Below are 25,418 nucleotides of genomic sequence, written 5' to 3' on the forward strand. Positions count from 1 at the left end.
TGCTCGTAATCGAGCAGGCCTTTTTATGATCCCCATTTATTCCAGCTTTTGAACGAATTCCTTATAAAGGGCCCTAAGGGCATCTCCCCTGCTTATGATGCCGACGACTTTATCATTTTTGTCCACGACGGGGATTTTCTTGAAATGATGCTTGGAAAGGACCTTTATCAATTCATCTAGCGGATCTTCGGGAGATAGCTTTGTAATCCTTTTATTTTTAATGATTTGTGAGACTTTATCATTCATTTTGGATGTAACCTTTTCATCCAATTCTTCACCGGGAAGAACCGTAATGTAGGTGAAATACCCCATGATGGCTTCCTCAGCAGGTGTCAAATAACGGAGGATATCCCCGTCCGTCACCATTCCCAATAGCTTATCTTGTTCATCCACAACGGGGACCCCGCCCACTTTATTTTCGATTAAGATCCGCAGAATTTCCTTTAATGTAAAATCAGGACGGGCTACGTAGACTTCCCTTATCATGAAATCCTTAACTAACATATTACCACCCCTTTTTTAAGTTTGTACGTTCTGTATTCCTCTCTCTAATAATACCCTTACTTACTCTATTTAAAAACCATTGCCGCCTGAACTGCCTTTTTCCAGCCATTATATAAATCCTTCCGTTCCTGTTCTTCCATCCCGGGTTCGAATTTCTTATCGACTGCCCATAGCTTTGAAATCTCTTCCTGATCTTCCCAATATCCAACAGCGAGCCCAGCCAAATACGCCGCTCCTAACGCTGTCGTTTCACTAATAACGGGTCTTTCGACTGGTACATTCAGGAGGCCGCTTTGAAATTCCATCAAGAAGTTGTTTTTGACAACGCCGCCATCGACCCTCAATGCCTTTAGGTTAATCCCTGAATCGACTTCCATGGCCTTAAGGACATCTTTTGTCTGGTAGGCCAATGCTTCCAATGTTGCCCGGACGAAATGCTCCTTTGATGTCCCCCTTGTCAGTCCGAAAACAGCTCCCCTGACATCACTATCCCAATAAGGGGTACCTAATCCAACAAATGCGGGAACTACATAGACACCATCGGCTGAAGTGACCCGCAAAGCATACTTTTCACTGTCTTTCGGATCTTGCAAGAGTTTCAGCCCATCCCTTAACCATTGTATGGCTGAACCTGCGACAAAAATACTGCCTTCCAAGGCATATTCGACTTTTCCATTTAGACCCCATGCAATCGTCGTCAACAGGCCATGCTCTGATTTCACTGCCTTTTCTCCTGTATTCATCAGCATGAAGCATCCAGTGCCATACGTATTCTTAGCCATTCCTTTTTCAAAGCATTCTTGGCCGAACAATGCGGCCTGTTGATCTCCCGCTGCTCCGGCAATCGGGATTTCGTGCCCAAAGAAATGGTGTGGCGCTGTTTTCCCGTATATCTCCGATGAAGAACGAACATCCGGGAGCATCGATCGCGGCACTTGCAGGATTTCCAGCAGCTCTTCGTCCCACTTCAGGTCATGAATGTTGTACATCAGCGTCCTTGAAGCATTCGAATAATCGGTTACATGTGCTTTACCACCCGATAGTTTCCATATCAGCCACGTATCGATCGTACCAAACAATAAGTCTCCGTTTTCAGCCTTTTCCCGAGCCCCATCTACATGGTCAAGAATCCATTTCACCTTTGTACCGGAAAAATAAGCATCAATCAACAAACCGGTTTTTTGCAAAAATAAGTCATCGAGACCTCCATCCTTCAATTGCGTGCAAATTTCGCTTGTCTGCCGAGATTGCCAGACGATGGCGTGATGGATCGGCTGACCTGTTTCCTTATCCCATACCACGGTCGTCTCCCGTTGATTCGTTATGCCAATTCCAGCGATCTGTTCAGGCTTTACATTCATTTCCGATAGACAGGAAGCGATTACCGATAGGATGGAACCCCAAATTTCATTGGCGTTATGCTCCACCCATCCAGGATTCGGGAAATATTGGGTGAATTCCTTTTGCGCAATATGCAAAACTTCCCCGCTTTTATTAAATAAAATGGCCCGGGAACTTGTCGTTCCCTGGTCCAATGATAATATGTAAGTCTCCATGGCTGTCTCCTCCTGCACTTAAGAAAAGGGTCATTCCCGCTTAAGTGACATGCTGTTTTTCTTCCTACATTTTACTAGATATACCCGTGAAAACAAAAAATATATAAATTACGGCGAAAAATTGAAAAATATTGGCAGGTTAAGAGTTTATCTTTTACAATGAAAATAAGATTGATAGGAGGAATGGAAAATGAATAACCATGAAATAGATTTTAAATTATATGGAGATGATATGCAGTTTGTTGAAGTGGAATTGGATCCTCAGGAAACGGTAATTGCCGAAGCTGGAAGTTTAATGATGATGGAAGATCAAATCAAGATGGAAACCATCTTTGGCGATGGATCTTCGAATGGTGACAGCGGAATGATGGGTAAGCTATTCGGTGCCGGGAAACGGCTCCTTACTGGTGAGAGTCTTTTCATGACGGCTTTTACGAATGAAGGACGAGATAAAAAACATGTTTCATTCGCCTCGCCATATCCAGGTAAAATCATCCCGATGGATTTAAGCGAACTGGGCGGGAAAATCATTTGTCAAAAAGACGCCTTCCTTGCGGCAGCGAAAGGCGTTTCAGTAGGAATTGAGTTTCAAAGAAAGATAGGGGCAGGCTTCTTTGGCGGTGAAGGCTTCATCATGCAAAAACTTGAAGGAGATGGAATGACCTTCGTTCATGCCGGCGGCACGATCCATAAAAAAGAATTGGCTGCCGGAGAGATATTACGCGTCGATACAGGATGTTTAGTAGCAATGACTAGCGGGGTAGATTATAATATTGAAACGGTAAAAGGCGTGAAAACCGCTTTATTCGGAGGCGAAGGTTTATTCTTTGCAACATTAAAAGGACCCGGAACCGTCTGGGTGCAATCTTTGCCATTCAGCCGGCTTGCAAGCCGTGTATTTGCTGCAGCGCCGCAAAATGGAGGTTCCTCCGAAGAAGGCAGCGTAGCTAGAGGCTTATTCAATTTATTCAACGATAAATAAGAACTGGACCAATGGCTGCCACTATGGCAGTCATTGATCTCTTTTGAAAAGGATGGGTAGCTACATGCAGCTTGTTAAGTGGTCCTACATGAGACGCTATAATATCAAGGCAATTTTTGATCAATTCCCGAATTCGCCTGTTATTTTCCGAAAAATAAGAGATTACTATTTTGTTTATACCATTCACTGGACAGCTGCCGATGGCCCAATCGGCATAAAAGAGCTTGAAGAAATGGAGCATCTGCTCAACCGTGAACTCGGGACTGAACTGCAATATCTTTATCGGAAAAAATGAGATTACTCCTCGTACATCATTTTTCTTGTCATGCCTCCATCGACGATAAGATCCGCACCCGTAACGAAATTATTTTCCGATGCCGTTAAATAAAGACAGGCCCTTGCGATATCTTCAGGCTTGCCAACCCGATTCGAAAAATGCTGCTGGTGATCTTTATCCCTCAGCGATTCATAATCTCGCGTTTCAATCCATCCCGGAGAAATCGAATTGACCGTAATGTTCTCTTTGCCTAAAGAAGCGGCAAGTGCATGTGTCAGTGCTTTGATCCCCCCTTTTGTCGCTGCATAGGATTCCGAATCAGGCTCAGACATCATCGCTCTGGTTGATGCCAAATTGATGATTGCACCCCCCTTTTCATTTTTCCGCATCGATTCTGCCGCAGCCCGGGAACAAAGGAAAACACTGCGCAAATTCGTATTCATCATATCGTCCCATTCCTCAATCGTCAGGTCATAAAGCGATTTGAATAATGCCTTTCCTGCATTATTGATTAATATATCAATGGTCTTATATGTTTTTAGAGTTACATCCATCAAATGTTGGATGTCAGTTTCCTTGCGTACATCCGTTTTGACGAACATGGCTTCATGACCGTTACTTTTAAGCTCTTCCACATACAGAAGACCCTCCCGCTCGTCCAAATCTGCGAGAACGACTGAAGCGCCGTTTTCTGCATATCCCTTTGCCACGCCTCTCCCTATACCATTCGAAGCGCCTGTTACAATCACCGTTTTATTTTTGAAACCCATTATTCCATCCTCACTTTCACAGGTTTGTCCCTATCATAATATCCAATTCGCTTCACTTCAAACAATTTCCTATCATCATTACCTGCAGGACCCTTATATTTTTCTAGCTGCCCTAAAGTGATGTATGATAGATAATAACAGCAAGAATGAACCAGAGTGAACAGCATCCACTATTATCTTTCTTACGGTGTAAAAACTTATATTGGAGGAATGTAAAAATGGACTTATTAAAAAATGTGTTTTCTTTAGGATTAGGTGCTGCCGCTGCTACAAAAGAGCAAATTGAAAAAGCAGTGGACTCTCTTGTCAAAAAAGGCGATATCAGCAAAGAAGACTCCAGGGTCCTTTTGAAACAATGGGTCGAAAAAGGGGAACAAGCCCAAAAGCAGCTGGATGATTCCGTCAAGGCCAAAGTCAATCAAGCGCTCAATGGCCTAAACTTGGCAACTAAAGAAGAAGTTCAGGAATTGGAGCGCCGTATCGTAATTTTGGAGAAGCAGAACCAAAACTTACAATCGTGACAGGAGGTACTTGAATGTTTCGCAAGCGACTGAAACACGCACATCGTTACCAGGAAATCATTAATGCCTTCTTGAAAAATGGTTTCGGTTACTTCATCTATCGCCTCGGATTATCCGAGAGCAAAGCGGGATCGAAACTCCAACCCGATGAAAACCTGAACCTCCGCTCAATCGGAGAGCGGCTGCATAAGATATTACAAAGCTTGGGACCAACATTCATTAAACTTGGTCAGATTGCAAGTACGAGGCGTGATTTCGTTCCCGACGAGATCGTCCGCGAACTTGAAAAGCTACAGGACCAGGTGGCCCCCTTTCCATTTGATAAGGTTCGCAAAATTGTCGAAAGTGAATTGGGCGATTCTTTGGAAAACATTTTTCTTGAATTCAATGAAACCCCTCTGGCAACCGCTTCAATTGGACAGGTCCATACGGCACGGCTTCCTTCACAGGAAGTCGTAGCAATCAAAGTGCAGAGGCCCGATATTCTGCCGACAGTGGAAACGGATTTGGAAATTCTAGATGATTTGGCAAGACTTATGGAAGCTCGCATATCTTGGGCAAGACGCTACCAAATCAGAAAAATGATTGATGAATTCGCTAAATCCCTCCGTGCAGAACTCGATTATAACTCCGAGGGTCGAAACGGGGAAAGAATCGCCAAGCAGTTCATCGATGATCAAGGGTTTAAGGTACCAAGGGTTCATTGGGAGTTTTCCACAAAAAGGGTCCTGACGATGGATTTCATTCAAGGAATTAAGATCAATCATTATAAACAGCTTGATGATGAAGGTTATGATCGCCGGCAAATCGCGGAAAGATTAGCGAACTCCATGCTTCACCAAATATTGATCGATGGCTTTTACCACGGCGATCCCCATCCTGGCAATATCATCATTTTGCCAGGAAATGTCGTTGCACTCATGGATTTCGGAATGGTAGGACGTCTTGAGGAGGAAACGAAGTATCAGTTCGCCTCGCTAGTCATCAACCTGAAACGCGGAAGCACCAATGGATTGATCAAGACGCTTTCTGATATGGGCCTCCTGACGGACGAAATAGATATGGCCCCATTAAGGGGGGATATTGATGAGCTGCGAAATAAATATTATGATATCCCATTGAGCCAAATCAGTTTAGGCGGAGCAGTCAATGACCTGTTCACTGTTGCCAATCGGCATCAAGTCCAAATCCCTCCCGAATTCACGATGCTCGGCAAGGCTCTGCTTACCATGGAGGCCATTGTCGAAGGGTTAGATCCGAATTTCAGCATCATGAAGGCAGCTGAACCTTTCGGGGAGAGGCTTTTTAAGGAACGCTACAATCCAAAAAACATTGCGAAAAACGCCTGGAATCAATTCATCGAGTCTGCTGAAGCCATGGCCGAACTGCCCAAGGATATCAAGGAAGTGACAGGCATCATTAAAAAAGGGAAATTTCGCCTCGATATCAACATTCCCGAACTTCAAGTATTTCTACATAAGCTTGATCAAATCTCGAATCGGCTGTCGTTCAGTATTATCCTGCTTGCATTCAGCATAATCATGGTCGGTCTCATTATCGGCTCTGCAATAGGCGGGGAAACCTTGATCCTATGGAAGATACCGGTTATCGAGATTGGATTTGTCGTTGCAACCCTGATGTTCTTACTTATGCTCTACACCATTTTCAGATCCGGAAAAATGTAACCTACTATAAAAAGGGTTCAGATTGGTCTCATCCCGAACCATGATTTTAAAACAAGTCCTTATCCTTTAAGTTTTTTACTGCAATTCTCACCAGATTGAAGAAATTTGCGACACTCCACTCCTGCGAATAGCTTGCTAGCCAAAACCCCACAGACGCTTGATTTGATTAGAGGCCTGTCTGACAGTTGGAAAGGGAGTGGATTTCTGAAAACAGGTTTTCCTACAGTCTGAAGGGAACCCCTTTAATACGGGGTTCCCTTTTCGTGATTTCATTCATTGGTTATTTATCCGTCGTTCATATGAAACGGCATACGCACTATGGCGAAAATGCAAGATCCGGTCTTCCGAGCACTCGATTCCTTCAGAAATATTGGTTGGATCAAACAATAAAGTATCTTTACTCACTTCCGATTTTTTGGAGATCATTAAATGCCCAATCGTGATTACCTGTTTATCTTCCGACCAAGCTGTGGTTGGATCGTCAGTCGGGTCATTCTCCCCTCCTATTTGTATGTTCAATTTAAAGCCCACCGGACCTTCTTTAAGCCTCTCTTCCATTTCTTCATTCAGATACTCTGGAGAATGCTTGGCCAAATCCTTTTTTTCTAGCATACTTAGGCCGGCATCTGGCACCCACTCGTACTTGATGGCCTGCCGCCGTCCTTCCGCGTTAATGAAATAAAATGCATGAATGGAGTAATATTGACACGTTGAGAAACTGGCTGGAGAACGCATTTCTTTAAGCATTTGCAGGCTTGCCTTGCTTTCAGGGTACTTCCACAGGATTTTTGCAAGCTCTTTCAGATTTGGGAAACCTTCTTTGGCAGATTTGAAAAAACCAGCAATATCAACAAACGCTTCCGGTGTTTTCGCAAAGAATAACGGAATGGTCACCGCAATAAGATCTGACACCTCTCCATTCGGCAATTGAAACTTGACTGCCATGCCCTTTACAGGGGAAATGGCATCATGATGGCTTGGAATCGGCGAGCTATTTGAAAACCGAATGATCGCCGGCACTGCTTTATCCTGAAAATGCGAAGCCATCGTTAATGGGGACGCTTTTCCGTTTGGAGTAAAAACCCCCTCATAAACATATCCCCTTGCATGTGCACGCCGATAACCAGGATGTTTTCCAGCTACATCTTCAATCACATTAACTGCTTCCCTGGCTAGTTCAGGTTTCAAGTCGTCAGTTCCCTCCATGATACCTCACCCCACCTTTTCAGATTATAATCCATTATTACATGTACCCTTTATTCCATTTGCTTATTCTTTCTTGAATCACCGAAAGCATTGATTGCAAAAAAAAAATACCTGGAAATATCCAGGTGCTGCAAACTTATGTATACCTTTATGGACACGTGATTTTATCCATTAATTCAAGAACGGCATATACAGATCTCTTTTTATACCATTATAAAAATACTCATTCCTATTCCCGCTCCACCTGTGAAAGGATCACATGGGTAACGGTTGCCGCAAAAGGAATGGTCCGATTGATGAATTCCTCCACTTCTTCAAGACTCTGAGTGTGGATTTTCAGCATAAAGCAAGCCTGCCCGGCAATACGGTAACAAAAGTCAACATTCGGCTCCTTGGAAATATACTTTTTGAATTTCTCATATTCGCCATTTTTTATCGTTGCTTCCACGATACACTCAATCGGAAAGCCTATCTTTTTATGATCAATCTCGGCAACATACCCTTTAATGATCCCGAACGACTCCATTTGCCGTACCCGTTCGGCAACGGTGGGGGCGGAGAGGTTTACTTTCTTTGCCAATTCCCTCATGGAAATTCGGCTATTCAACGTTAATTCGGCAAGGATGCTCTGGTCTTTTTCATCTATTTTCATTTTGAAATTATCCCCCTTCTTTTCTTTACATTCATTCATTATTTAACCGTAATACTTTACAAACGAAATTAAAATTCCTGGATTTTTATATTAAGATTATCTCAAAGGAGAGATGTTCATGACAAGAATTAAAAAATCATCGCAGGGATCCAGTCCATTTCAAAGATTATTTCATTCTGAAGAGATTTCGCATAAATGGTCGGAGCTTTCAGATTGTTTATCTGCAGATGGGAAACTTTCGAAGAAGTTAAAGGAAAACGTCAGAAGGGTGCTGGCCTATGGTAATGGCTGCTTATACTGCCAGGCAAAAGGAACTCCACTAAAGCCGGAAGATATGAAAGAAAGCTATGCAATCGCCTTTGCGGAGGTATTCCTCTTGCAACGTGAAAAAACGGAGGAAAAGTTTCTCCAAGTGTTGAAGGAGGCATTCAGTGATGAAGAAATTTCTGAACTATTGGCATTCATTTGTTTTACAACCGCCCAGCAATATTTCGGGGCATTGGTGGATTTAAAGTAACGACAAAAAGGAACAGGCTCCGTGCCTCGTTCCTTTCTGTAATAAACCTATTTTGTAGTTTGAACGGTCACTGAATCCATTTACGTTGAATTACCACCTAAGATTTCGCCCCATTATCCTCCATTTCATTGATCCTTGGAAGAATGGAGCGGGAAGGAACCGGGGATGTCAAAACCACGGATGTATTCAGATGTCCATAGGGTATCAATCGATCGATCAGTAATCTCATGCTGTCCATATCAGCTAAAGCAGCTTTCAAAAAATATCCAACTGTCCCTGTTACACGATGGCACTCGATAATGTCTAAATCATTTTTCACCAATGTCTCAAAATCGGAAACAGGAACCTTAAGTTCACTCACCTGAATGAACACAAGTACACCCCTTCCTATTGCCAGAGGTGAAACTCTTGCGCTGAAACCCTCAATGATCCCCTTTTCTTGCAGGCGATACATACGTTCAGAGATGCTAGGTCGACTGAGAGCCAATTTCTTCGATAGTTCACTAATGGTAATGCGTCCATCTCTTTGTAAAAGTTCCAGTAACCTGACATCTATTTCATCCATGAAGCAACCGCCTTTCATAATGAAGGAATATAAGCATATATTTCTTTAAAATGTTGTATGGATAGCAATAAATACATTCTTTTTTGCATGTAATTTTTCCAGTTAATATTCTATCATTAAAATAATCAAATAGAAAAAGAAAATTCAGAATTTACCAAAGGGAGGAACCTGCATTGACCTTTACGAAAATTCCGGTTCGACAAAACATCGAAAGCATTAGCCCATATGTTTCCGGCAAGCCAATTGAAGAAGTGCAACGTGAACTTGGTCTTGAAACGATCGTTAAATTGGCATCCAATGAAAATCCATACGGTTGCTCAACTCTAGCAAAAGAAGCCATGCTTACCGAAATGGAGCAAACCTCCTTTTATCCTGAAGGTATGGCACCGGCATTAGCTGAAAAGCTGGCAAGGAAATTGAATATCAATAAAGATCATATCATTTTGGGAAATGGATCTGATGAAGTGATACGTTTGTTAACAAGAACCTATATCCAACAAAATGATGAAGTCATCATGGCTGATGTGACATTTCCACGTTATGAAACGAATGTATTGATTGACGGCGGCACACCTGTAAAGATACCTCTTATTAATGGTGTACATGACCTGCAGGGTATGTATGAGGCCATAACAGAAAAAACAAGAATGATATTTGTCTGTAATCCCAATAATCCAACAGGAACGATCGTTCAAAAAGAAAAGTTGCGCTCTTTTATTGAGAAGGTGCCAAAACATATTTTGCTGATCGTTGATGAAGCATACTATGAATACGTCGAAGATGAGGAATATTTAGAAACTTTACCACTTTTAAATATGCATTCAAATCTGGTTATCTTACGCACCTTTTCTAAGATTTATGGCCTGGCTGCATTAAGGATTGGATACGGTATAATGGATGCATCCATCATACAAGAGCTAGTTAAAGTGAAGGAACCCTTCAATACCAACCGTTTAGCACAGGCTGCGGCATTCGCTTCCCTCGAAGATCAACCATTCGTTGAGAAATGTGTTCGTAAGAATGAGGAGGGAAGAATATATTTAGAAAACGAACTAAGCAAGATGGGATTAACATTCTTCCCTTCACATGCTAACTTCTTGATGGTCAAATTGAACCAGCCTGGCAGGGACATTTTTGAAAAGTTATTACTTCAGGGTGTCATCATCCGTTCAGGTCATTTACTAGGCTATGAAAATACTATCCGCGTGACCATCGGCACTCCGCCTGAAAACGAGAGATTCATAGCATCCTTACAACATATAATCAATAAAACGCCCGGTGCATGACCGATCGAAATGAAGTTGGTGTATATCAATGATCATTAATGAAAAGATACGACATGGACGCCTTTGCCCATGCCGTATCTTTTACGTGGATTTATTTAGCAATATCCTTTTCTATTATAGGAGTTTCCTGTGCATCCACACTTTTAAATTTAAAAATCGAAATCGAGATTAAGGCAGCCAACACAATTAGGCAAGCAATGATGCTGATCCGATTCTGTTCACTGAACACGAACGTGACACAAATGATGCTTAAAGTGATTACAGTAAACAAGGTTACATATGGAAAGCCCCACAATTTAAAACTCGGAGCTTTGGGATATGAATTGCGAAGTTTTAGCTGCGCTAAACAGATGCTGATCCATACTAGTGACACTACAAAACCCGGAAAAGCCATTAATAGAGTAAATGCCTGGTCCTGTGCGACGAAAGTAATCATGGAGCCGACGACCAATACAACTGCACTTAATATCAAACTATACAAGGGAACGCCATTTTTTGATACATATGAGAACGACTTGGGAGCTTCCCCTTCTGCAGCTAAAGAATGCAACATTCGGGTACACCCATATATTCCAGAGTTAGCGGCTGATAAGACGGCCGTGATCAAAATGAAATTCATGATATGTGCAGATCCCTGAAAACCTGACATTGACAATACTTGTACAAACGGACTTGCCTGGTCGCTAATTTCGTTCCACGGAATCAAACCGCAGATTACAAGTATCGGTAAGGTGAAAAATAATACGACTCTCCAAATATAGTTTTTAATGACCTTCGGTAAAATGCGTTCCGCATCCTTTGCTTCCGTTACCGTCACCCCTATTAACTCGGAACCGCCATATGAGAACATGACAATCAGTAATGCCGAGAAGATGGACATCCACCCATTTGGGAAAAACCCTCCATGCCCTGTGAAGTTTTGCAGATAATTAGATCCGCCGCTTGGGATGACTCCAAATAAAATACAGGCTCCCAATATGATGAATAAGATGATCATTGTAATTTTGATGCCAGCAAACCAAAATTCGAATTCACCATAATTTTTAACATTCATCATGTTAATCCCTATGATGAAAGCCGCACACCCTAAACTTAATACCCATAGCGGGATTGCCGGGAGCCAATACTGCAAGAAGCTTCCTGCCACCACTACCTCAATGACACATACGGACAGCCACATGAAACAATACATCCAGCCTACGATGAAGGAAAAGCGCTTACCGAATGCTTTCTGAACGAAACCCTTCATATTCGTATTTGGATAGACAATTGCCATTTCGGCTATAGCACCCATGACTACAAGCAGTAATAATCCTGCAAAAATATAAGTGAAAATGACTCCTGGCCCTGCTAACGATATGGTTTCGGCACTTCCTTTAAAAATCCCAGTACCTATTGCCCCTCCCATTGCCATCATGCTAATATGCCGCGGCAATAATTTCTTTTGCAGTGACCCACCATTTGACTCCATTACATTTGCCTCCTTCATTCCATAATTTTCTCATATAAAAAATCAAACCCATTTCAATCGTTGAATGGCGAATAGATAAGTTATCTCATCAACCGTTATGGTTTAGGAGTGGAAGGATGCAAAGCCTTCTTGAAAACTCTTCTCATACTTCCCCAAAGTAAAAATGATATCAATAAGCCGTTAGTTTTACAAGAGGAATCGCTGCAGGCTAATACGGCTCCCGTTTGGTCAAACGCCGGGTCAGATTGTCGAAATGGAGTGACTTGCAGATAGCCCTGCCTTACGGGGACCAATGACCGGGTTTCTGACTCTATTAAAATGAAACATTCTAATCGGGGACTACATTGGTAATCCCCATGATACATATTCCAATTATGTTAATTATTTTTGATGTGAATCGCATGTCCCAAAACTGCCTCAGCCGCTTCCATCCACCCCTCGGTCAAAGTTGGATGAGGATGCATGCTGAGGGCTATATCCTCGACCCGAGCCGCCAGCTCAAGGGCTAGGACCCCTTCACCTATAAGGTTGGAAGCATCAGCACCTACCATATGCATACCGAGCAATATGTGGCTATTAGCATCCACGATCACTTCAGCAAATCCCTCCGTTTCATTCGTTGCAAGCGCCCTTCCGTTGGCACTGAACGGAAATTTGCCGACCTTGACGCTGTATCCCTGTTGTTCAGCTTCTTCACGGCTTAAACCAACACCAGCTATTTGTGGTTCCGAGAAGATAACATAGGGAACATAAGGTGAGTCAACGGCACTTGGGAGCCCCCCTATCACTTCAGCTGCCACGATTCCCTGTTTGGACGCTCGATGGGCAAGAGCCGGACCAGGGGTAGTGTCACCGATGGCAAAGATGTGCGGCACATTTGTACGGCATTCCATATCCACTGCTATATGGCCTTTCTCGCCAACCGTAACTCCAGCCCGATTCAGGCCAATTTCTTCAGTGTTAGGCATCCTGCCAATTGTAACCAGGGTCTTTTCGCTCACGACCACTTCCGTCCCCTGTTCTTCGGAGGACACATGAAGATGTACTTGACCATCCACCACAGTGGCCTTTTCTACCCTCGAGGAGGTTTTGATATTCATCCCAAGCTTCTTGGCATTCCTTGTGACTTCCTTTACCAGGTTTTCAGCAACTTGAGGGAGTATGCGATTGGCCATTTCAATGATGGTCACTTTAGTGCCTAGCTTTGCAAATGCCATACCCAATTCGATTCCGATATATCCTCCGCCAATGATTGACAAGCTTGAAGGAACTTCCTTCAGCTGCAAAGTTGATGTCGAATCCAATATATATTCTCCATCGACTTTAATGAAGGATGGAATGAAAGGCCTGGACCCCGTCGCTATAATTGCCTGCTCAAACTTATAGGTTTCAAAATCGCCATCGGTCTCGACTCCAATGCGGTCATCAGATAAAAAGGTTGCTTGACCTTTAACCACCGTCACTTCATTTTCCTTACACAAATGGGCAATACCTTGCCCCAATTGAGATGTGATGCCCGCTTTCCAATCCTGCCAAACTCCCAAGTCCATAGTGGTTTTTTCCTGAGGCAGCCGGATTCCCATTTTACCTAAATCGTTAAGCCTTTGGTATTGATCTGCTGAGTGAATTAATGCCTTTGATGGTATACAGCCCCGATTAAGACAAACCCCGCCCAGCTTATCCTTTTCAATAAGCACGACCGATTTTCCTAACTGGCCGAGACGGATAGCCGCAGCATATCCTCCCGGACCTCCCCCAATGATGACAACATCCGTCTCAACAGCAACTTCCCCAACTACCATTTATCTCATCTCCACAATTAAACGAATTGGATTTTCCAGCAATTCCTTGATTCTATTGGTAAAATGCACCGCTGTTACCCCATCAATCAAACGATGGTCGAAAGAAAGTGACATATTCATCATTAAACGGATAACACCTTCCAAATCGCGAACGACCATGCGATGTTCCATTTTATGCAAAGCTAATATGGCCGCTTCCGGATAGTTAATGATCGGGGTCGCGTGCAACCCTCCGATCGGACCTACATTGCTGATGGTAAATGTACTGCCTGTGATTTGATCTATGTTCAACTTCCCTTCACGGGCTTGGGCTGCCAATCGCTTAATTTCATCAGCCAATTGGAAAATGGTTTTTTGATCGGCATGTTTTATGACTGGAACAATGAGACCCTCTTTTGTATTCGTCGCAATCCCAATGTGATAATAATTTTTCAGGATGATTTCATTGGTTCTTTCATCAATTGAAGCATTTAATGTTTTGAACTCCTTTAAGGCGATGGCAATGGCTTTAACGAAAAATGGCAAAAAAGTCAATTTAATATCCTTATCATCGGAGTACTCCTTTAATTGACTTTTAAATTCCTTCAATCGGTCCATTTCCAATTCATCTACATGGGTTACATGGGGAATGGTCGAAACCGACTTTACCATATGTTCAGCGATTTTCTTACGAATGCCTTTAAGCGGAATCCGCTCTTCCCGCTCATATTCCAAACCTTTTACCTGGATGGCATCCTTCATCGGGGCCATATCTTGAACAATCCTACCATCAAGCTGTTTAGCATTTTCCCGTGAAAACGAATTATTTTCTTTAAACTGCTTCAAGTCACTTTCCGTAATTCGCCCAGCTGGACCGGAGCCTTTAACCTTTTCGATATCAATCTTCATTTCCCTCGCCAATTGACGCACAAATGGTGTTGCCAGCGCACGCACTGCCTCATGATGCTGTTTAGTCGTAATATGCTCTGCATTCACTTTTACATCGCCAGATTGCACGACTTGGTTTTCTTCTTTAATCATGCCTGTATCCGGAACTGACATATCGTTCTCTTCCTGAATTGTGAATATTGTGGTTCCCACTTCCACGATATCCCCTTCGGAAAAAAATATCTTCTTGACCACCCCCGCTGCGGGAGCAGTCAATTCCGCATTGACTTTATCCGTTTGCACCTCAACAATGGGTTGATCCTGTTTTACCGCATCCCCTTCTTTGATGAGCCATTGGATAATTTCCCCTTCATGCATCCCTTCCCCTACATCAGGAAGTTTAAATTCCATCATGCGTCATCCTCCTTCTCCCATAATCACAATTAAAATGATATCGTTTCGACTATTCCCTGTTTTACACGGTCAACAGTCGGTAAATAATGATCTTCTATTGTAAAAGGCGGAACCGGAACATCAAATCCTGTTACACGCTTAATCGGCGCTTTCAGGTAAATAAGAGCTTCATCGTTAATGATGGAGATGATCTCCGCACCTAATCCGGCAGTCTTATGGGCTTCATGGACGATTAATGCACGACCTGTCTTTTTAATGGATTGCACGATCGTATCCCTATCCAGAGGGTATAATGTTCGTAGATCGACCACTTCACACTTCCATCCTTTTTCCGCTTCAATCTTTTTCGCGGCAGTCAATGCCTCCCTTAGCATGGCCCCCCAGGCAAAAATGGTCAGGTCGCTTCCATCCTGGACCACTTTTGCTTGACCGATGGGTATTCGGTACATTTCGTCGGGAACTTCTTCCTTAAAGGCCCGATACAATTTAGTCGGTTCCAAAAAAATCACCGGATCTGGATCTTCGAGCGCTGAAATGAGCAGCCCTTTTGCGTCATATGGATTACTGGGTGCAACCACCTTTAAACCCGGGGTATGGGCAAAGAAGGTTTCGACACTTTCGGAATGAAGTTCAGGACCCCTGATTCCGGCACCATATGGCGTACGGATTACGAGCGGCACCCCAAACTGCCCACGAGTACGATACCTCATTCGGGCAGCATGGGAAACGAGTTGCTCGAATCCCGGATAAATAAAGGCGAGAAACTGGATTTCCACTATGGGCAGCATTCCGTTAAGGGCTAAACCTATCGCAGAGCCGATGATTCCGGATTCAGCCAATGGCGTATCGACAACTCGATCTTTTCCATACTTCTCATAAAGCCCTTCCGTCGATCGAAAAACCCCGCCATTCACTCCAATATCCTCACCCAAGATCATCACACGATCATCATGACCCAGCATTTGGTCCAGCGCTTCTGTAATGGCCTGGAGCATCGTTAAATTTTTGCCCATTATTTCTTCCCGCCTTTCTTTAAGATTTGGTTCAATTCCTGCTTCTGCTCCTTTAAATGCCATGACTCCTTTGCATATACATGGTTAAACATTTCGAGCGGGTCGGATTTTGGATACCCTTCAGCTCTTTGAAGGTGAGCATCGATCAGTTCGTTGAATTGTTTTATCACCAATTCCTCCTGCTCTTCATTCCAGTGACCCTCTTTATTCAAATACTTTCTAAGACGTGTTATGGGATCGCGGTTTTCCCTCCAGAAGGTTGAAATTTCGTCCTGATCGCGATAGATGTTCGGATTGTCTGCAGTAGTATGGGCGCCATAGCGAAAGGTAATGGCTTCGATCAATGTAGGCCCTTCCCCGTTAAGCGCCCTTTCGACAGCCTCCTTAACAGTCAGCCATACTGCAAAAATATCATTTCCATCCACCCTTACCCCATGGATGTCATAAGCAGCAGCCCGCTGTGATATCGTTTTGGATGCCGATTGCTTTTCAAAAGGCACACTGATCGCGTAGCCATTATTTTGGCAGAAAAAGATTGTCGGGGTTTTATAAACACCAGCAAAATTCAGTGCCTCATGAAAGTCCCCTTCAGAAGTGGCTCCATCTCCAAAATAAGCAATGCTAACATTCTGTTCGCCTTTAAGCTTACTTGCCCAAGCCGTACCAACCGCATGAACCATTTGAGTGGCAATGGGAACACTTGGAGGCATGATCCTTTTTCCTTCTGGACAAATTGAGCCGTCAAAATGTGCCATCCAATATAGGAAAACACGGTATAGTTCCTGTCCATGAATGATTGCAGCTCCATGATCACGATATGTGGGAAACATCCAATCCTCTGCCGACAACGCTAAAGCGCTTCCTACCTGTGATGCTTCCTGCCCTTCGAAAGGTGCATATGTTCCAATCCTGCCTTGGCGCTGGAGATTAATTGATTTTCGGTCAAATGTTCTGAGCAGGAGCATGCTCTCATACATCTTTAACATAAGTGATTTATCGATTTTTCCATCAATCGTTTCAATGATTTCCCCTTCAGGAGTCAATACACGAAACATTTCCGGCTCAGTTCCATCTGAATGCGCTTTCATTATTGGGTTTCCCGTCTTTTCCATTTCATTTCTCCCCTTAAGATAGATTTGATTCGCAAACTTACCAAGGTTTTGAACAGTCATGAAATAACAGCCCAAAATGTTTTATTGGTCTCTATGTCTGTGATTAAATGCTGTTTCATAAAATACATTTCCTTATATAAAAGGATAATACATCCAAGTTTTTAATAATATGTTAAATAGAATGAATTTTTCGTATATTACCTTTATTTAGAATATGTTTTCTGATACTTCACCTTCATTTTGAAAATGAGAATCTTTAATGGGGAAATTTCCATTTATTCTTATAAATTGTTGATATGCTCGTTCGATTCACAACCTCAACCTAAAAGTATCCAGCACAAAAAAAGACCCATTATATAATTATGGGTCTTTTTGCCTTTCTGATTGATGGGGGTATTACACGCATCGGATATATCTCATACGATAAAAGCAATCCATTCGCGGATACCCTACCAAACAAAAATGGAGAGCTCTATTTTTCAAATGTTCCTTTCACGACTGCTTCACCATCCTTGACCATGATCTGCCCCATCGCGATAACACTATTTATTTCTAAAGTTTGTTTCTTCATCATGATGATATCGGCGTCCTTACCTGCCGCAAGCTGTCCCTTTGCAGAAAGTTTTAAAATGTTTGCCGGGTTTGCCGTCGCAACTCGTATGGCATCGGCAATTGTCACTCCATCCTCAAGGACCGCATCGACAACACAATCATATAAGGACATGCATGTACCTATGTTCAAACCCCGCAGATTGCCGCTTCCATCGAAGTCAGGCAGGCTGGCTTGTCCATCTGAAGTTATGGTGATTTGCCCGATTTCAACGCCTTCTTCCAGTGCCCTTTTTATTGCTGTACTTGCTTTGACCTCTCCTTCTTCAAGGAACTTCTCGATCGTACTTGTCGTAAAATCGATATAACCCCCTTTTTTTGCATATTCCACCCCAGCATTGAATAAATGCGGATTTCGGTTTATATGTGTAGGATAGAACTGAGTGATCGGTATTTCCGTTGTCTCGACAACTTCCTCAATAACATGCAAATGATCAAGACTGTCCCCGACATGAATGTTGACGATACCGCTTTTCCCGGACAGCAGACCTCCATTACGCGCTTGAGAAGCCAGTTTAGCCAGCTCAGCTGCAGTCGGCTGCGAGGAACGATGATCGGCAATGGCTATCTCGCCAACACCGATAATTTTATCGACAAGAATCAAATCATCTTCGATCTTACCGGTTAACGTTTTGACTGGAACTTGATAGGAACCAGTCTGAACGAAGCAGCTAATTCCTTCTTCTTCAAGCGCTCTCGCTTTAGCAAGCAGTGCGGGCATCGTCCTTGTCGTTCCATCAGTTCCGATGACCCCTACCAATGTCGTTATACCCGCTAAAGTGGCATCTGTTAATTGGATTTCAGGAGTCCTCGTTTTAAAGCCCCCTTCCCCGCCTCCGCCGATAATATGTACATGACCATCTATAAAACCCGGAGCCACGATTTGGCCACTCGCATCAATCACCTCCAATTCAACGAAATTGTCAGGTACCTCAATCTTGTCCTCGATGAAGCCAATTTGCTTTCCAACCAAGAGGATATCTTTTTGGCCCATATATTCCGGACCATATAGCTCCCCATTTTTAATAAGTGTGAGCATTCTCCTTCTCCCTTCAAAAATAGAAATTTTCAAATAGGTTTCAAAATCTTTCACTCGGGTAAATATACAACATGACCCGCTAACAATTACATAAAAAAGACCAAACATACTTGTTCATTTTTTTAAAGTTGTAGCCGAATTGACATCTTGATTATGCTTTTCCAAAAGTATAAAAACAAAAGGAGCAAACGACATGAATAAAGTGATTTCTTCTGACATTAAAACAAATAAAAGATTATCCATGCGACAAATCATGAACCTATATCAAGTTACAAAAGAATTTAAAGGGAATATATATTTTATCTGCAACCATAAATTGGTCGATGCCAAGAAACTTTCGACTTTCGTATCCTTTGTGCTCATTCTCCAAGAGTGTGCAACAATGAAGGTCATCCTTGAAGGCGAGAATGTACATGCCATGCTAGAAAAAGTACAGGCTATTTGTAAAGAAAATGATGAAAGTGCATTCGCTTTCCAATCGAACCAAACCGTTAATATTTAAATGATTCCGACTACGTGATAAAGAGGGTGTATAGAAATGAGAACCATTTTAATGGTGATAGGCGCAATCGTCGTGATCGGCATAATAGCAAATCTAATTTTTTAAAATATATGAAAAACTGTAGCCAAACGCGAGTTTGCCTGCAGTTTTTTTCTTTTAATAACGTTCCAGTTGATTTCAACCTGAGCTTTTTTGGACGGTTTACAAATTTTTTCGACCTTCACCGTCCTTTATCCGGTCGTTCACGGATTTTTTCTACCCTAACCCGCTCTTTATTCGACCGTTCACGAATTTATTCGACCTTACCCGCTCTTTATTCGACCGTTCACGGATTTATTCGACCTTACCCGCTCTTTATTCGACCGTTCACGGATTTATTCGACCTTACCCACTCTTTATTCGACCTTCACCGTCCTTTATCCGGCCGTTCACGAATTTTTTCTACCCTTACCTCATTCAGACTTCGGAGCCACGTATTAAATCCGCTCCTATTCGCCGACAAACTGAGACTGTCAAATGATTGACAGTCTCAGTTTGTTACTATTATTTACATTCCTTTACCTGAGAATCACCACGGAACCTCCCAGTCCCTCCATTTATTCAAACCTTCCCTTATCTCATTTCCTTTATCAATCCAATATTGTCTCCTTTTATCCTCTTCTTCCTTTGCCTGTTGCTCAGCTATAAGTGCCTGCTGTTCAGCTATAAGCTGTCCGATATCCTGGGCTTTAAATGATTGGGCCGCTTGATTCTGTAAGGCTTGTGCCATTATTTTTTGGAAGATGAGTGCACTTCCCTGACTGCTGTGTGTCGTTAGATAATGATTTTCGTCCGTCTTATCATATCCAGCCCATACAGCCCCGACCAGCGAAGGTGAATAACCGATGAACCATTGATCTTTAACCCCTGATATTCCTTCGATGGGAACTTGTGTGGAGCCTGTTTTACCTGCTATTTCATGACCGGAAACTGCCGCGTTTTTCGCTGTGCCATATTCCACAGTTCCAAGCAGCATGGCATTCATTTTATCCACAGCGCCTACAGAGGTCACTTTGGTGCTTTTCTCTTTCCAGGCGGCAACTTCTTTTCCATCAGCATTTTCTATTCTTACAATGGCATGGGTTTCCATTCGTTCACCTTCGTTAGCGAAAGCTGAAAAGGCTCCTGCCATCTGCAGCGGGGACACACCTTTTTTCATCCCTCCTAAAGCGATGGACAGGTTTCGATCATCCTTATCATATGGAATCCCAAACCGCTTAAGTGAATCAAGCCCCTTATCGATGCCAATCTCATTCAATAGCCAAACCGTTGGTACATTCAAGGAATTCATCACCGCTTCATACATGGGGACTTCTCCTTTATATTCACCACTCAGGTTTGTTGGCTCATATTCACCGAAGCTCATTTTTTCATCCTTTAAAGGGTCAGTGATATCATATCCCTCTTCAACAGCTGGCGTGTACACGACAAGCGGTTTTATGGATGAACCAGGAGATCTTGTCAGCTGGGTTGCCCGATTATATCCCATGAATTGATGTTCACCTCTCCCACCGACAAGTGCTTTTATGCCGCCCGTTTCAGGATCAAGGAGGACAGACCCGCTTTGAACCAGTTCATCTGTACTCGTTCCAACTGGAAAATTGGCTGCATTCTCATACACGGATTCTGTAGCCTGCTGCATGGATTGGTCCAGGGTCGTGTAAATTTTATAGCCCTTTGAAAGCAGCTCCTCAAGCTTAATTCCATATTTACTCGATGCTTCCGATAAAACATGATCGACATAATAAGGATACTTACCTCTTAATGGATCGGTTTCCTTCTCCCCCATAAGAAGTGTGACCGCATCTTTTTTTGCAGCTGCTTCTTCATCTTTCGTCAAATAACCATGTTCCGCCATTCTCGAAAGAACCAAATCACGTCGTTTCACTGCCCCGTCTAAATTCTTGTATGGATCAAGTTTGGATGGCAAGTTAATGACTCCCGCCAGCAAAGCTCCCTCAGCAACGGTCAATTCAGAGACCTCTTTGGAAAAATAAATATTTGCAGCCTTTTTGATCCCCCATGCTCCATGGCCAAAATAAACTTGATTCAAATACATTTCCAGAATTTCATCTTTTGTATATTGATTTTCAACTTCCTGGGCGAGAAAAAACTCTCCTATCTTTCTCTTCAGTGTTCGATCCGATTCCAGCATCGTGATTTTCACAAGCTGCTGGGTAAGCGTGCTCCCGCCTTCAACAACACTTCCAGCCTTCGCATTTTTAACCAAAGCCCGCATAATCCCTTGATAATCTATGCCGTGATGTTCATAAAAACGGTGATCCTCAATGGAAACCACCGCTTGTTTCATATGTTCCGGTATTTCATCTATCGCAACACCTTCGGATTTATTTGCCGTGATCGTACTGGCAAGATTCCCATCCAGATCAAAGATTCCTGTCGGTTGCTGAAGATTATTTTCAAGATGACTTATATCAGCACCTTGCCTGAAATACAATAGTAAACCGGCGCCTAAGACCACAATCGCCAATATTATAATTAGACCTAATTTCACTAACCCTCTCATTTGTACCCCCATTTTCCCATCTGCGACATGTTTCATTAAAAATATTTTACCCTTTTTATTAAAGAAAACTCGTCGATTGAATAAAAGGCCAAAGCTAGGCGCCCTTTTCTTGTAGCACTATACTCGGATATCGGCACCATTGATGATATTTCTTCATCGTCTGAGCATGACACAGATTTCATCCTAACATTTTAACTATGCTCGTATCTATCCTTTACCCGTAAATAGCAGTCTATATACAGATTAATGGCGTGAAGCCATTTAAAAGTGGGTATAACACCTTTAAGGTCTTAAAAAGGGGAGAGATGATAAAATGAAGGACTTAAAACATATTGTCGTCGCTTTTGATGGAAATGAAGAGAGTAAACGGGCCGTCGAATATGGAGCAACATTGAAAAAGGCCTTTCCAAAAGCCGTGTTGACCGTAGTTCATGTCCTAAATGATAAGGTTGAACAGCGTATCATGGGTGACGCATCTGCTCCAGGGTTCGTACCTGCAGCCGGATTTTATGTAGATCCTGTCCAGACACATCCTGTTGTTGAAGTTGATCAGCCACGAAATCAAAAGGTAAATGACACCCCTTCCGCCGTCGAGAATAGTATTCAGAACGCAGAAAATAATACGTTGAGATTGTTAAGTGAATGTCAAGTCAAGGGAAAATTCGAACTATTGGAAGGATTTGCGCCAGATAGCATATGTGACTTTGCAGCAAGAACTTCAGCTGATCTTATCGTTGTCGGCAATAGCGCTAAAAGCGGTTTGGAAAAGTTCTTCCTTGGCAGTACAAGTAGCTCCATTGCGAAAAACGCACCCTGTTCGGTATTCATTGCAAAATGAAAATTGAGCCGGTTCACACTAGTTGATCCTACTTCGAAAAAGGCCGGATTCTTATAGAATCCGGCCTTTTTATTGGATTTTTCAGTAATACATTGCTGCCCAGTATTGCTTGTATCCAAAACCCCATTCCTGCACCAGTTCGAACTGTTCACTCTCAGCCTTTTTGGCTCCCCTTTGGAAGTATTTAATTTTCGATCATCGGTTAGAATATTACAATTAAAGTAAATGTACATGTCATCAAAACCTGACATCCCCATTTTATGGAGATAACTTTCTTTTAACCAACTTCTTTACAAACCTTCAATACACCTGCTATTAACCAAGTTAGATGGTTAAATACGACAATTTTTCTATAGACTCACTAAGGCTTGATTTGGAATCTTTATTAAGCCTAATTTACATTGGGGAGGGAATGTGGACATGGATAAACATTCGATTTCAGCTGAAAAAGGCGCCTACATAAGCATCGCCGCTTACATATTCTTGTCTGCTCTTAAATTGTCATTTGGTTATTTGGGAGATTCTAAAGGGCTTTGGGCTGATGGTTTAAATAATACGACCGACATCATCGCTTCCATAGCCGTATTGATCGGTTTAAAAATTTCAAAGAGACCTCCGGATGATAATCATTCATATGGTCATTTACGGGCGGAAACCGTAGCCTCGTTGGTAGCTGCCTTCATCATGATCACCGTAGGCCTCCAGGTTGTATTCAGTGCCATTGAATCCTTCTTTCACCAAGATTCAACAACCGTTCCCAGTATGCTGACCGGTTATGTCGCCCTATTCTCTGCAATCTTCATGTACGGAATCTACCGTTATAACTTATCTTTAAGTAAAAAGATCAATAGCTCTTCCATCTATGCAGTAGCACAGGATAATCGATCCGATGCCCTTGTCAGTGTCGGTGCTTTCATTGGAATCATCGGCACCAAAATGGGAATTCCTTGGCTGGATGCAATAGCTGCTGCAGTCGTGGGGGTCATTATCTGCAAAACAGCCTGGGATATCTTTCGTGATGCCTCCATCTCTTTAACCGATGGTTTCGACGATCAGCTCCTGCAAAAGATCGGAAAAACCATTATATTGACAGACGGTGTTAAAGAAATGAGTGAAATTAAAGCCCGGATGCACGGAAGTGAGATCCTGCTCGAAACGACCGTTCACGTTAACCCCCTTTTGACCGTCATTCAAGGTCATGATATCACTGTTAAAATCGAAGAGAATCTTTTGAAGGAATATAATATCCAGCATGTGATCGTTCATATCGAACCATATGCATTTCATAAAAAAGGTAACCGTCACTAACTTTACAGTTACCTTTTTTTGTTATTAATTCCTGTAATTTCTGTAATAAAACTGTGTCAAAAAAAGGTATTTATTGATTGATTGCCGAATATTTATCCAATTGACACATGTTAAAAGAACAGTAATCTGTTATCATGAAAACAACATGTAATTATTTTGATATTTTGTAATTTTATTCTAATAAAGCACTTTCTGGGTCAAAAGTAAATTCATTTTCCTACAGTATGGAGGGCAAAATGGTATCTAATCGAGAAATGACCATTCACTTTTTATCTTCTCAAAAAACCAGCATCATTTCCAAATGGAAAGATGAGTTACTGCATTTACCTGATGGGTATCTGGGGTATTTTAAAGGAGAAGTGGAAAATATTTTTAATCTGCTAATGGATCAGCTTGGAAAATCGGATACTGAAATAGGCGATGTACTGAAGGTCGTAGGGGAAAAAATTGCGTCTGATCGAGTTAATAAGCAATTGGATATGGAAAATTTCTTTTCCACTGCAACCATCGGGAGATCCATCATCATTGAGCACGTATTGAATTCCGAAACACCCAAAGAAGAAATATCGGATCTAATTAAGCAAATAAACGTTTACTTCGATAAACTCATTCATTTTGCATTATCCCATTATACCGAATTGAAAACGATGGAACTTGAAGAACGCTATCAATTCATAAGCCCAAACCATAAAGACCGTTTGACGCTACTTGGCCAAATGACCTCAAGCTTTGTCCATGAATTCAGAAATCCACTGACTTCCATCATGGGATTCATACAATTGTTACAGGCAGAACAGCCTGAGATAAAATATCTTGATATCATTTCAAAGGAATTGGATCAGCTCAATTACCGGATTACACAATTCCTTAATATTTCCAAAAAGGAAACGTTAGCATCACCACCTGATCTATTTTCCATTGCTCAGCTTGTGAATGAGGTAATCGAATTTCTATATCCCAGCATCTTGGAAGTAAATGCTTCCATTACATGTAATATTGCCGAGGATGCCGTAATTTCCGGCTCTAAAGAAGAATTCCGTCAGGTTTTACTTAATATTATTTTAAATGCTCTTGATGTGGTTGCAGGGATGCCTTCCCCATCCATTTACATTTCAGGCTCTGAATCACCACCCGGCATTCTTACTTTAAATATTTCGAACAATGGGCCGAAGATACCTGACGACGTTTTGCCGAATATTTTTGAACCATTCATCACCACTAAAAAAAGGGGAACGGGATTGGGATTATTCGTCTGTAAAGAAATCGTCTTAAAGCATCAAGGAACCTTAACCTGCCACTCTACTGATTTCCTAACAACCTTTTCCATCCAATTGAAAACTAAATAATGGATAAATA

23 protein-coding genes are annotated in these 25,418 nt (G+C 42.3%); 10 read left to right on the top strand and 13 right to left on the bottom strand.

Annotation, left to right across the window (positions count from 1 at the left end; genetic code table 11):
- Positions 1 to 36: 36 nt before the first annotated feature.
- The gene (locus MPH60_RS16835; RefSeq protein ID WP_207439698.1) at positions 37 to 504 is read right to left on the bottom strand and encodes a CBS domain-containing protein; all 468 of its coding nucleotides are present in this window, start codon (positions 502 to 504) and stop codon (positions 37 to 39) included.
- A gap of 65 nt (positions 505 to 569) precedes the next feature.
- A complete protein-coding gene (gene glpK, locus MPH60_RS16840; protein ID WP_241590711.1) occupies positions 570 to 2,060 on the bottom strand; it encodes a glycerol kinase GlpK in 1,491 nt (496 codons plus the stop codon).
- A 190-nt stretch (positions 2,061 to 2,250) separates the two neighbouring features.
- Here glpK and MPH60_RS16845 point away from each other — a divergent pair, with 190 nt between their 5' ends.
- The gene (locus MPH60_RS16845; protein WP_048687434.1) at positions 2,251 to 3,042 is read left to right on the top strand and encodes a TIGR00266 family protein; all 792 of its coding nucleotides are present in this window, start codon (positions 2,251 to 2,253) and stop codon (positions 3,040 to 3,042) included.
- Positions 3,043 to 3,130: 88 nt separating this feature from the next.
- Positions 3,131 to 3,337 carry a hypothetical protein gene (locus MPH60_RS16850; protein ID WP_241590712.1) on the top strand — a complete coding sequence of 69 codons (207 nt, stop codon included), beginning with the start codon at positions 3,131 to 3,133 and terminating at the stop codon, positions 3,335 to 3,337.
- 2 nt (positions 3,338 to 3,339) lie between these two features.
- Here the strand turns inward: MPH60_RS16850 and MPH60_RS16855 are convergent, their stop codons facing one another.
- Positions 3,340 to 4,089, bottom strand: a complete 750-nt coding sequence (locus tag MPH60_RS16855) for a glucose 1-dehydrogenase (RefSeq protein ID WP_241590713.1) — start codon at positions 4,087 to 4,089, stop codon at positions 3,340 to 3,342.
- Between the two features lie 218 nt (positions 4,090 to 4,307).
- Here MPH60_RS16855 and MPH60_RS16860 point away from each other — a divergent pair, with 218 nt between their 5' ends.
- Together MPH60_RS16860 and MPH60_RS16865 are read left to right on the top strand one after the other, a co-directional pair.
- On the top strand, positions 4,308 to 4,610 hold the full coding sequence (locus tag MPH60_RS16860; protein WP_241590714.1) for a phasin family protein: 303 nt from the start codon (positions 4,308 to 4,310) through the stop codon (positions 4,608 to 4,610).
- Between the two features lie 14 nt (positions 4,611 to 4,624).
- Complete coding sequence (locus tag MPH60_RS16865; RefSeq protein WP_241590715.1) at positions 4,625 to 6,295, top strand: ABC1 kinase family protein; 1,671 nt, start codon at positions 4,625 to 4,627, stop codon at positions 6,293 to 6,295.
- A 273-nt stretch (positions 6,296 to 6,568) separates the two neighbouring features.
- Here MPH60_RS16865 and MPH60_RS16870 read toward each other — a convergent pair whose 3' ends face one another.
- A complete protein-coding gene (locus MPH60_RS16870; protein ID WP_241590716.1) occupies positions 6,569 to 7,501 on the bottom strand; it encodes a catalase family peroxidase in 933 nt (310 codons plus the stop codon).
- A 229-nt stretch (positions 7,502 to 7,730) separates the two neighbouring features.
- Positions 7,731 to 8,153 carry an Lrp/AsnC family transcriptional regulator gene (locus MPH60_RS16875; protein ID WP_241590717.1) on the bottom strand — a complete coding sequence of 141 codons (423 nt, stop codon included), beginning with the start codon at positions 8,151 to 8,153 and terminating at the stop codon, positions 7,731 to 7,733.
- Between the two features lie 118 nt (positions 8,154 to 8,271).
- Between MPH60_RS16875 and MPH60_RS16880 the strand changes: the two genes are divergently transcribed.
- Entirely contained in the window at positions 8,272 to 8,670 is a 399-nt protein-coding gene (locus MPH60_RS16880) for a carboxymuconolactone decarboxylase family protein (protein WP_241590718.1), read from the top strand.
- 97 nt (positions 8,671 to 8,767) lie between these two features.
- Here the strand turns inward: MPH60_RS16880 and MPH60_RS16885 are convergent, their stop codons facing one another.
- Positions 8,768 to 9,235, bottom strand: coding sequence for an Lrp/AsnC family transcriptional regulator (locus MPH60_RS16885; protein ID WP_241590719.1), 468 nt, complete (start codon positions 9,233 to 9,235; stop codon positions 8,768 to 8,770).
- A gap of 173 nt (positions 9,236 to 9,408) precedes the next feature.
- Here MPH60_RS16885 and hisC point away from each other — a divergent pair, with 173 nt between their 5' ends.
- Entirely contained in the window at positions 9,409 to 10,521 is a 1,113-nt protein-coding gene (hisC, locus tag MPH60_RS16890; protein WP_241590720.1) for a histidinol-phosphate transaminase, read from the top strand.
- Between the two features lie 91 nt (positions 10,522 to 10,612).
- On the opposite strand, the gene MPH60_RS16895 is transcribed toward hisC, so the two are convergent.
- The 6 genes from MPH60_RS16895 to iadA form a co-directional block, all read right to left on the bottom strand.
- The gene (locus tag MPH60_RS16895; RefSeq protein WP_101224231.1) at positions 10,613 to 11,992 is read right to left on the bottom strand and encodes an amino acid permease; all 1,380 of its coding nucleotides are present in this window, start codon (positions 11,990 to 11,992) and stop codon (positions 10,613 to 10,615) included.
- A gap of 377 nt (positions 11,993 to 12,369) precedes the next feature.
- Positions 12,370 to 13,794 (bottom strand): dihydrolipoyl dehydrogenase, encoded by a 1,425-nt coding sequence (gene lpdA / locus MPH60_RS16900; RefSeq protein WP_241590721.1) that lies wholly within the window; start codon positions 13,792 to 13,794, stop codon positions 12,370 to 12,372.
- Positions 13,795 to 15,075, bottom strand: a complete 1,281-nt coding sequence (locus MPH60_RS16905; RefSeq protein WP_241590722.1) for a dihydrolipoamide acetyltransferase family protein — start codon at positions 15,073 to 15,075, stop codon at positions 13,795 to 13,797.
- A gap of 29 nt (positions 15,076 to 15,104) precedes the next feature.
- Positions 15,105 to 16,088 carry an alpha-ketoacid dehydrogenase subunit beta gene (locus MPH60_RS16910; RefSeq protein WP_241590723.1) on the bottom strand — a complete coding sequence of 328 codons (984 nt, stop codon included), beginning with the start codon at positions 16,086 to 16,088 and terminating at the stop codon, positions 15,105 to 15,107.
- Positions 16,088 to 17,200, bottom strand: a complete 1,113-nt coding sequence (pdhA, locus tag MPH60_RS16915) for a pyruvate dehydrogenase (acetyl-transferring) E1 component subunit alpha (protein WP_241590724.1) — start codon at positions 17,198 to 17,200, stop codon at positions 16,088 to 16,090. Before pdhA ends, MPH60_RS16910 begins: the two co-directional genes overlap by 1 nt.
- 472 nt (positions 17,201 to 17,672) lie before the next feature.
- Positions 17,673 to 18,848, bottom strand: coding sequence for a beta-aspartyl-peptidase (gene iadA / locus MPH60_RS16920; RefSeq protein ID WP_241590725.1), 1,176 nt, complete (start codon positions 18,846 to 18,848; stop codon positions 17,673 to 17,675).
- A 193-nt stretch (positions 18,849 to 19,041) separates the two neighbouring features.
- Between iadA and MPH60_RS16925 the strand changes: the two genes are divergently transcribed.
- Positions 19,042 to 19,350, top strand: a complete 309-nt coding sequence (locus MPH60_RS16925) for a hypothetical protein (RefSeq protein ID WP_241590726.1) — start codon at positions 19,042 to 19,044, stop codon at positions 19,348 to 19,350.
- 568 nt (positions 19,351 to 19,918) lie between these two features.
- Here MPH60_RS16925 and MPH60_RS16930 read toward each other — a convergent pair.
- Entirely contained in the window at positions 19,919 to 21,952 is a 2,034-nt protein-coding gene (locus tag MPH60_RS16930; RefSeq protein WP_241590727.1) for a transglycosylase domain-containing protein, read from the bottom strand.
- Positions 21,953 to 22,229: 277 nt separating this feature from the next.
- Between MPH60_RS16930 and MPH60_RS16935 the strand changes: the two genes are divergently transcribed.
- The 3 genes from MPH60_RS16935 (at position 22,230) to MPH60_RS16945 (ending at position 25,408) form a co-directional block, all read left to right on the top strand.
- A complete protein-coding gene (locus MPH60_RS16935; RefSeq protein WP_241590728.1) occupies positions 22,230 to 22,754 on the top strand; it encodes a universal stress protein in 525 nt (174 codons plus the stop codon).
- Positions 22,755 to 23,174: 420 nt separating this feature from the next.
- On the top strand, positions 23,175 to 24,062 hold the full coding sequence (locus MPH60_RS16940) for a cation diffusion facilitator family transporter (RefSeq protein ID WP_241590729.1): 888 nt from the start codon (positions 23,175 to 23,177) through the stop codon (positions 24,060 to 24,062).
- Positions 24,063 to 24,298: 236 nt separating this feature from the next.
- Entirely contained in the window at positions 24,299 to 25,408 is a 1,110-nt protein-coding gene (locus MPH60_RS16945; RefSeq protein WP_241590730.1) for a histidine kinase N-terminal domain-containing protein, read from the top strand.
- The last annotated feature ends 10 nt before the right edge of the window (positions 25,409 to 25,418 follow it).

Origin of the sequence: Peribacillus sp. Aquil_B1 (assembly GCF_022603275.1) — a bacterium.
Taxonomy (GTDB): domain Bacteria; phylum Bacillota; class Bacilli; order Bacillales; family DSM-1321; genus Peribacillus.

What these genes read in the sequence shown, in the direction of transcription:
- MPH60_RS16870 (WP_241590716.1), bottom strand. Translation starts at nt 7,501, where the DNA reads ATGGAGGGAACTGACGACTTGAAACCTGAACTAGCCAGGGAAGCAGTT.
- MPH60_RS16835 (WP_207439698.1), bottom strand. Translation starts at nt 504, where the DNA reads ATGTTAGTTAAGGATTTCATGATAAGGGAAGTCTACGTAGCCCGTCCT.
- MPH60_RS16860 (WP_241590714.1), top strand. Translation starts at nt 4,308, where the DNA reads ATGGACTTATTAAAAAATGTGTTTTCTTTAGGATTAGGTGCTGCCGCT.
- MPH60_RS16880 (WP_241590718.1), top strand. Translation starts at nt 8,272, where the DNA reads ATGACAAGAATTAAAAAATCATCGCAGGGATCCAGTCCATTTCAAAGA.
- MPH60_RS16865 (WP_241590715.1), top strand. Translation starts at nt 4,625, where the DNA reads ATGTTTCGCAAGCGACTGAAACACGCACATCGTTACCAGGAAATCATT.
- MPH60_RS16845 (WP_048687434.1), top strand. Translation starts at nt 2,251, where the DNA reads ATGAATAACCATGAAATAGATTTTAAATTATATGGAGATGATATGCAG.
- MPH60_RS16855 (WP_241590713.1), bottom strand. Translation starts at nt 4,089, where the DNA reads ATGGGTTTCAAAAATAAAACGGTGATTGTAACAGGCGCTTCGAATGGT.
- MPH60_RS16895 (WP_101224231.1), bottom strand. Translation starts at nt 11,992, where the DNA reads ATGGAGTCAAATGGTGGGTCACTGCAAAAGAAATTATTGCCGCGGCAT.
- pdhA (WP_241590724.1), bottom strand. Translation starts at nt 17,200, where the DNA reads ATGGAAAAGACGGGAAACCCAATAATGAAAGCGCATTCAGATGGAACT.
- MPH60_RS16940 (WP_241590729.1), top strand. Translation starts at nt 23,175, where the DNA reads ATGGATAAACATTCGATTTCAGCTGAAAAAGGCGCCTACATAAGCATC.
- MPH60_RS16930 (WP_241590727.1), bottom strand. Translation starts at nt 21,952, where the DNA reads ATGAAACATGTCGCAGATGGGAAAATGGGGGTACAAATGAGAGGGTTA.
- MPH60_RS16935 (WP_241590728.1), top strand. Translation starts at nt 22,230, where the DNA reads ATGAAGGACTTAAAACATATTGTCGTCGCTTTTGATGGAAATGAAGAG.
- MPH60_RS16910 (WP_241590723.1), bottom strand. Translation starts at nt 16,088, where the DNA reads ATGGGCAAAAATTTAACGATGCTCCAGGCCATTACAGAAGCGCTGGAC.
- MPH60_RS16925 (WP_241590726.1), top strand. Translation starts at nt 19,042, where the DNA reads ATGAATAAAGTGATTTCTTCTGACATTAAAACAAATAAAAGATTATCC.
- MPH60_RS16945 (WP_241590730.1), top strand. Translation starts at nt 24,299, where the DNA reads ATGGTATCTAATCGAGAAATGACCATTCACTTTTTATCTTCTCAAAAA.
- MPH60_RS16875 (WP_241590717.1), bottom strand. Translation starts at nt 8,153, where the DNA reads ATGAAAATAGATGAAAAAGACCAGAGCATCCTTGCCGAATTAACGTTG.
- glpK (WP_241590711.1), bottom strand. Translation starts at nt 2,060, where the DNA reads ATGGAGACTTACATATTATCATTGGACCAGGGAACGACAAGTTCCCGG.
- lpdA (WP_241590721.1), bottom strand. Translation starts at nt 13,794, where the DNA reads ATGGTAGTTGGGGAAGTTGCTGTTGAGACGGATGTTGTCATCATTGGG.
- MPH60_RS16905 (WP_241590722.1), bottom strand. Translation starts at nt 15,075, where the DNA reads ATGATGGAATTTAAACTTCCTGATGTAGGGGAAGGGATGCATGAAGGG.
- MPH60_RS16850 (WP_241590712.1), top strand. Translation starts at nt 3,131, where the DNA reads ATGAGACGCTATAATATCAAGGCAATTTTTGATCAATTCCCGAATTCG.
- MPH60_RS16885 (WP_241590719.1), bottom strand. Translation starts at nt 9,235, where the DNA reads ATGGATGAAATAGATGTCAGGTTACTGGAACTTTTACAAAGAGATGGA.
- iadA (WP_241590725.1), bottom strand. Translation starts at nt 18,848, where the DNA reads ATGCTCACACTTATTAAAAATGGGGAGCTATATGGTCCGGAATATATG.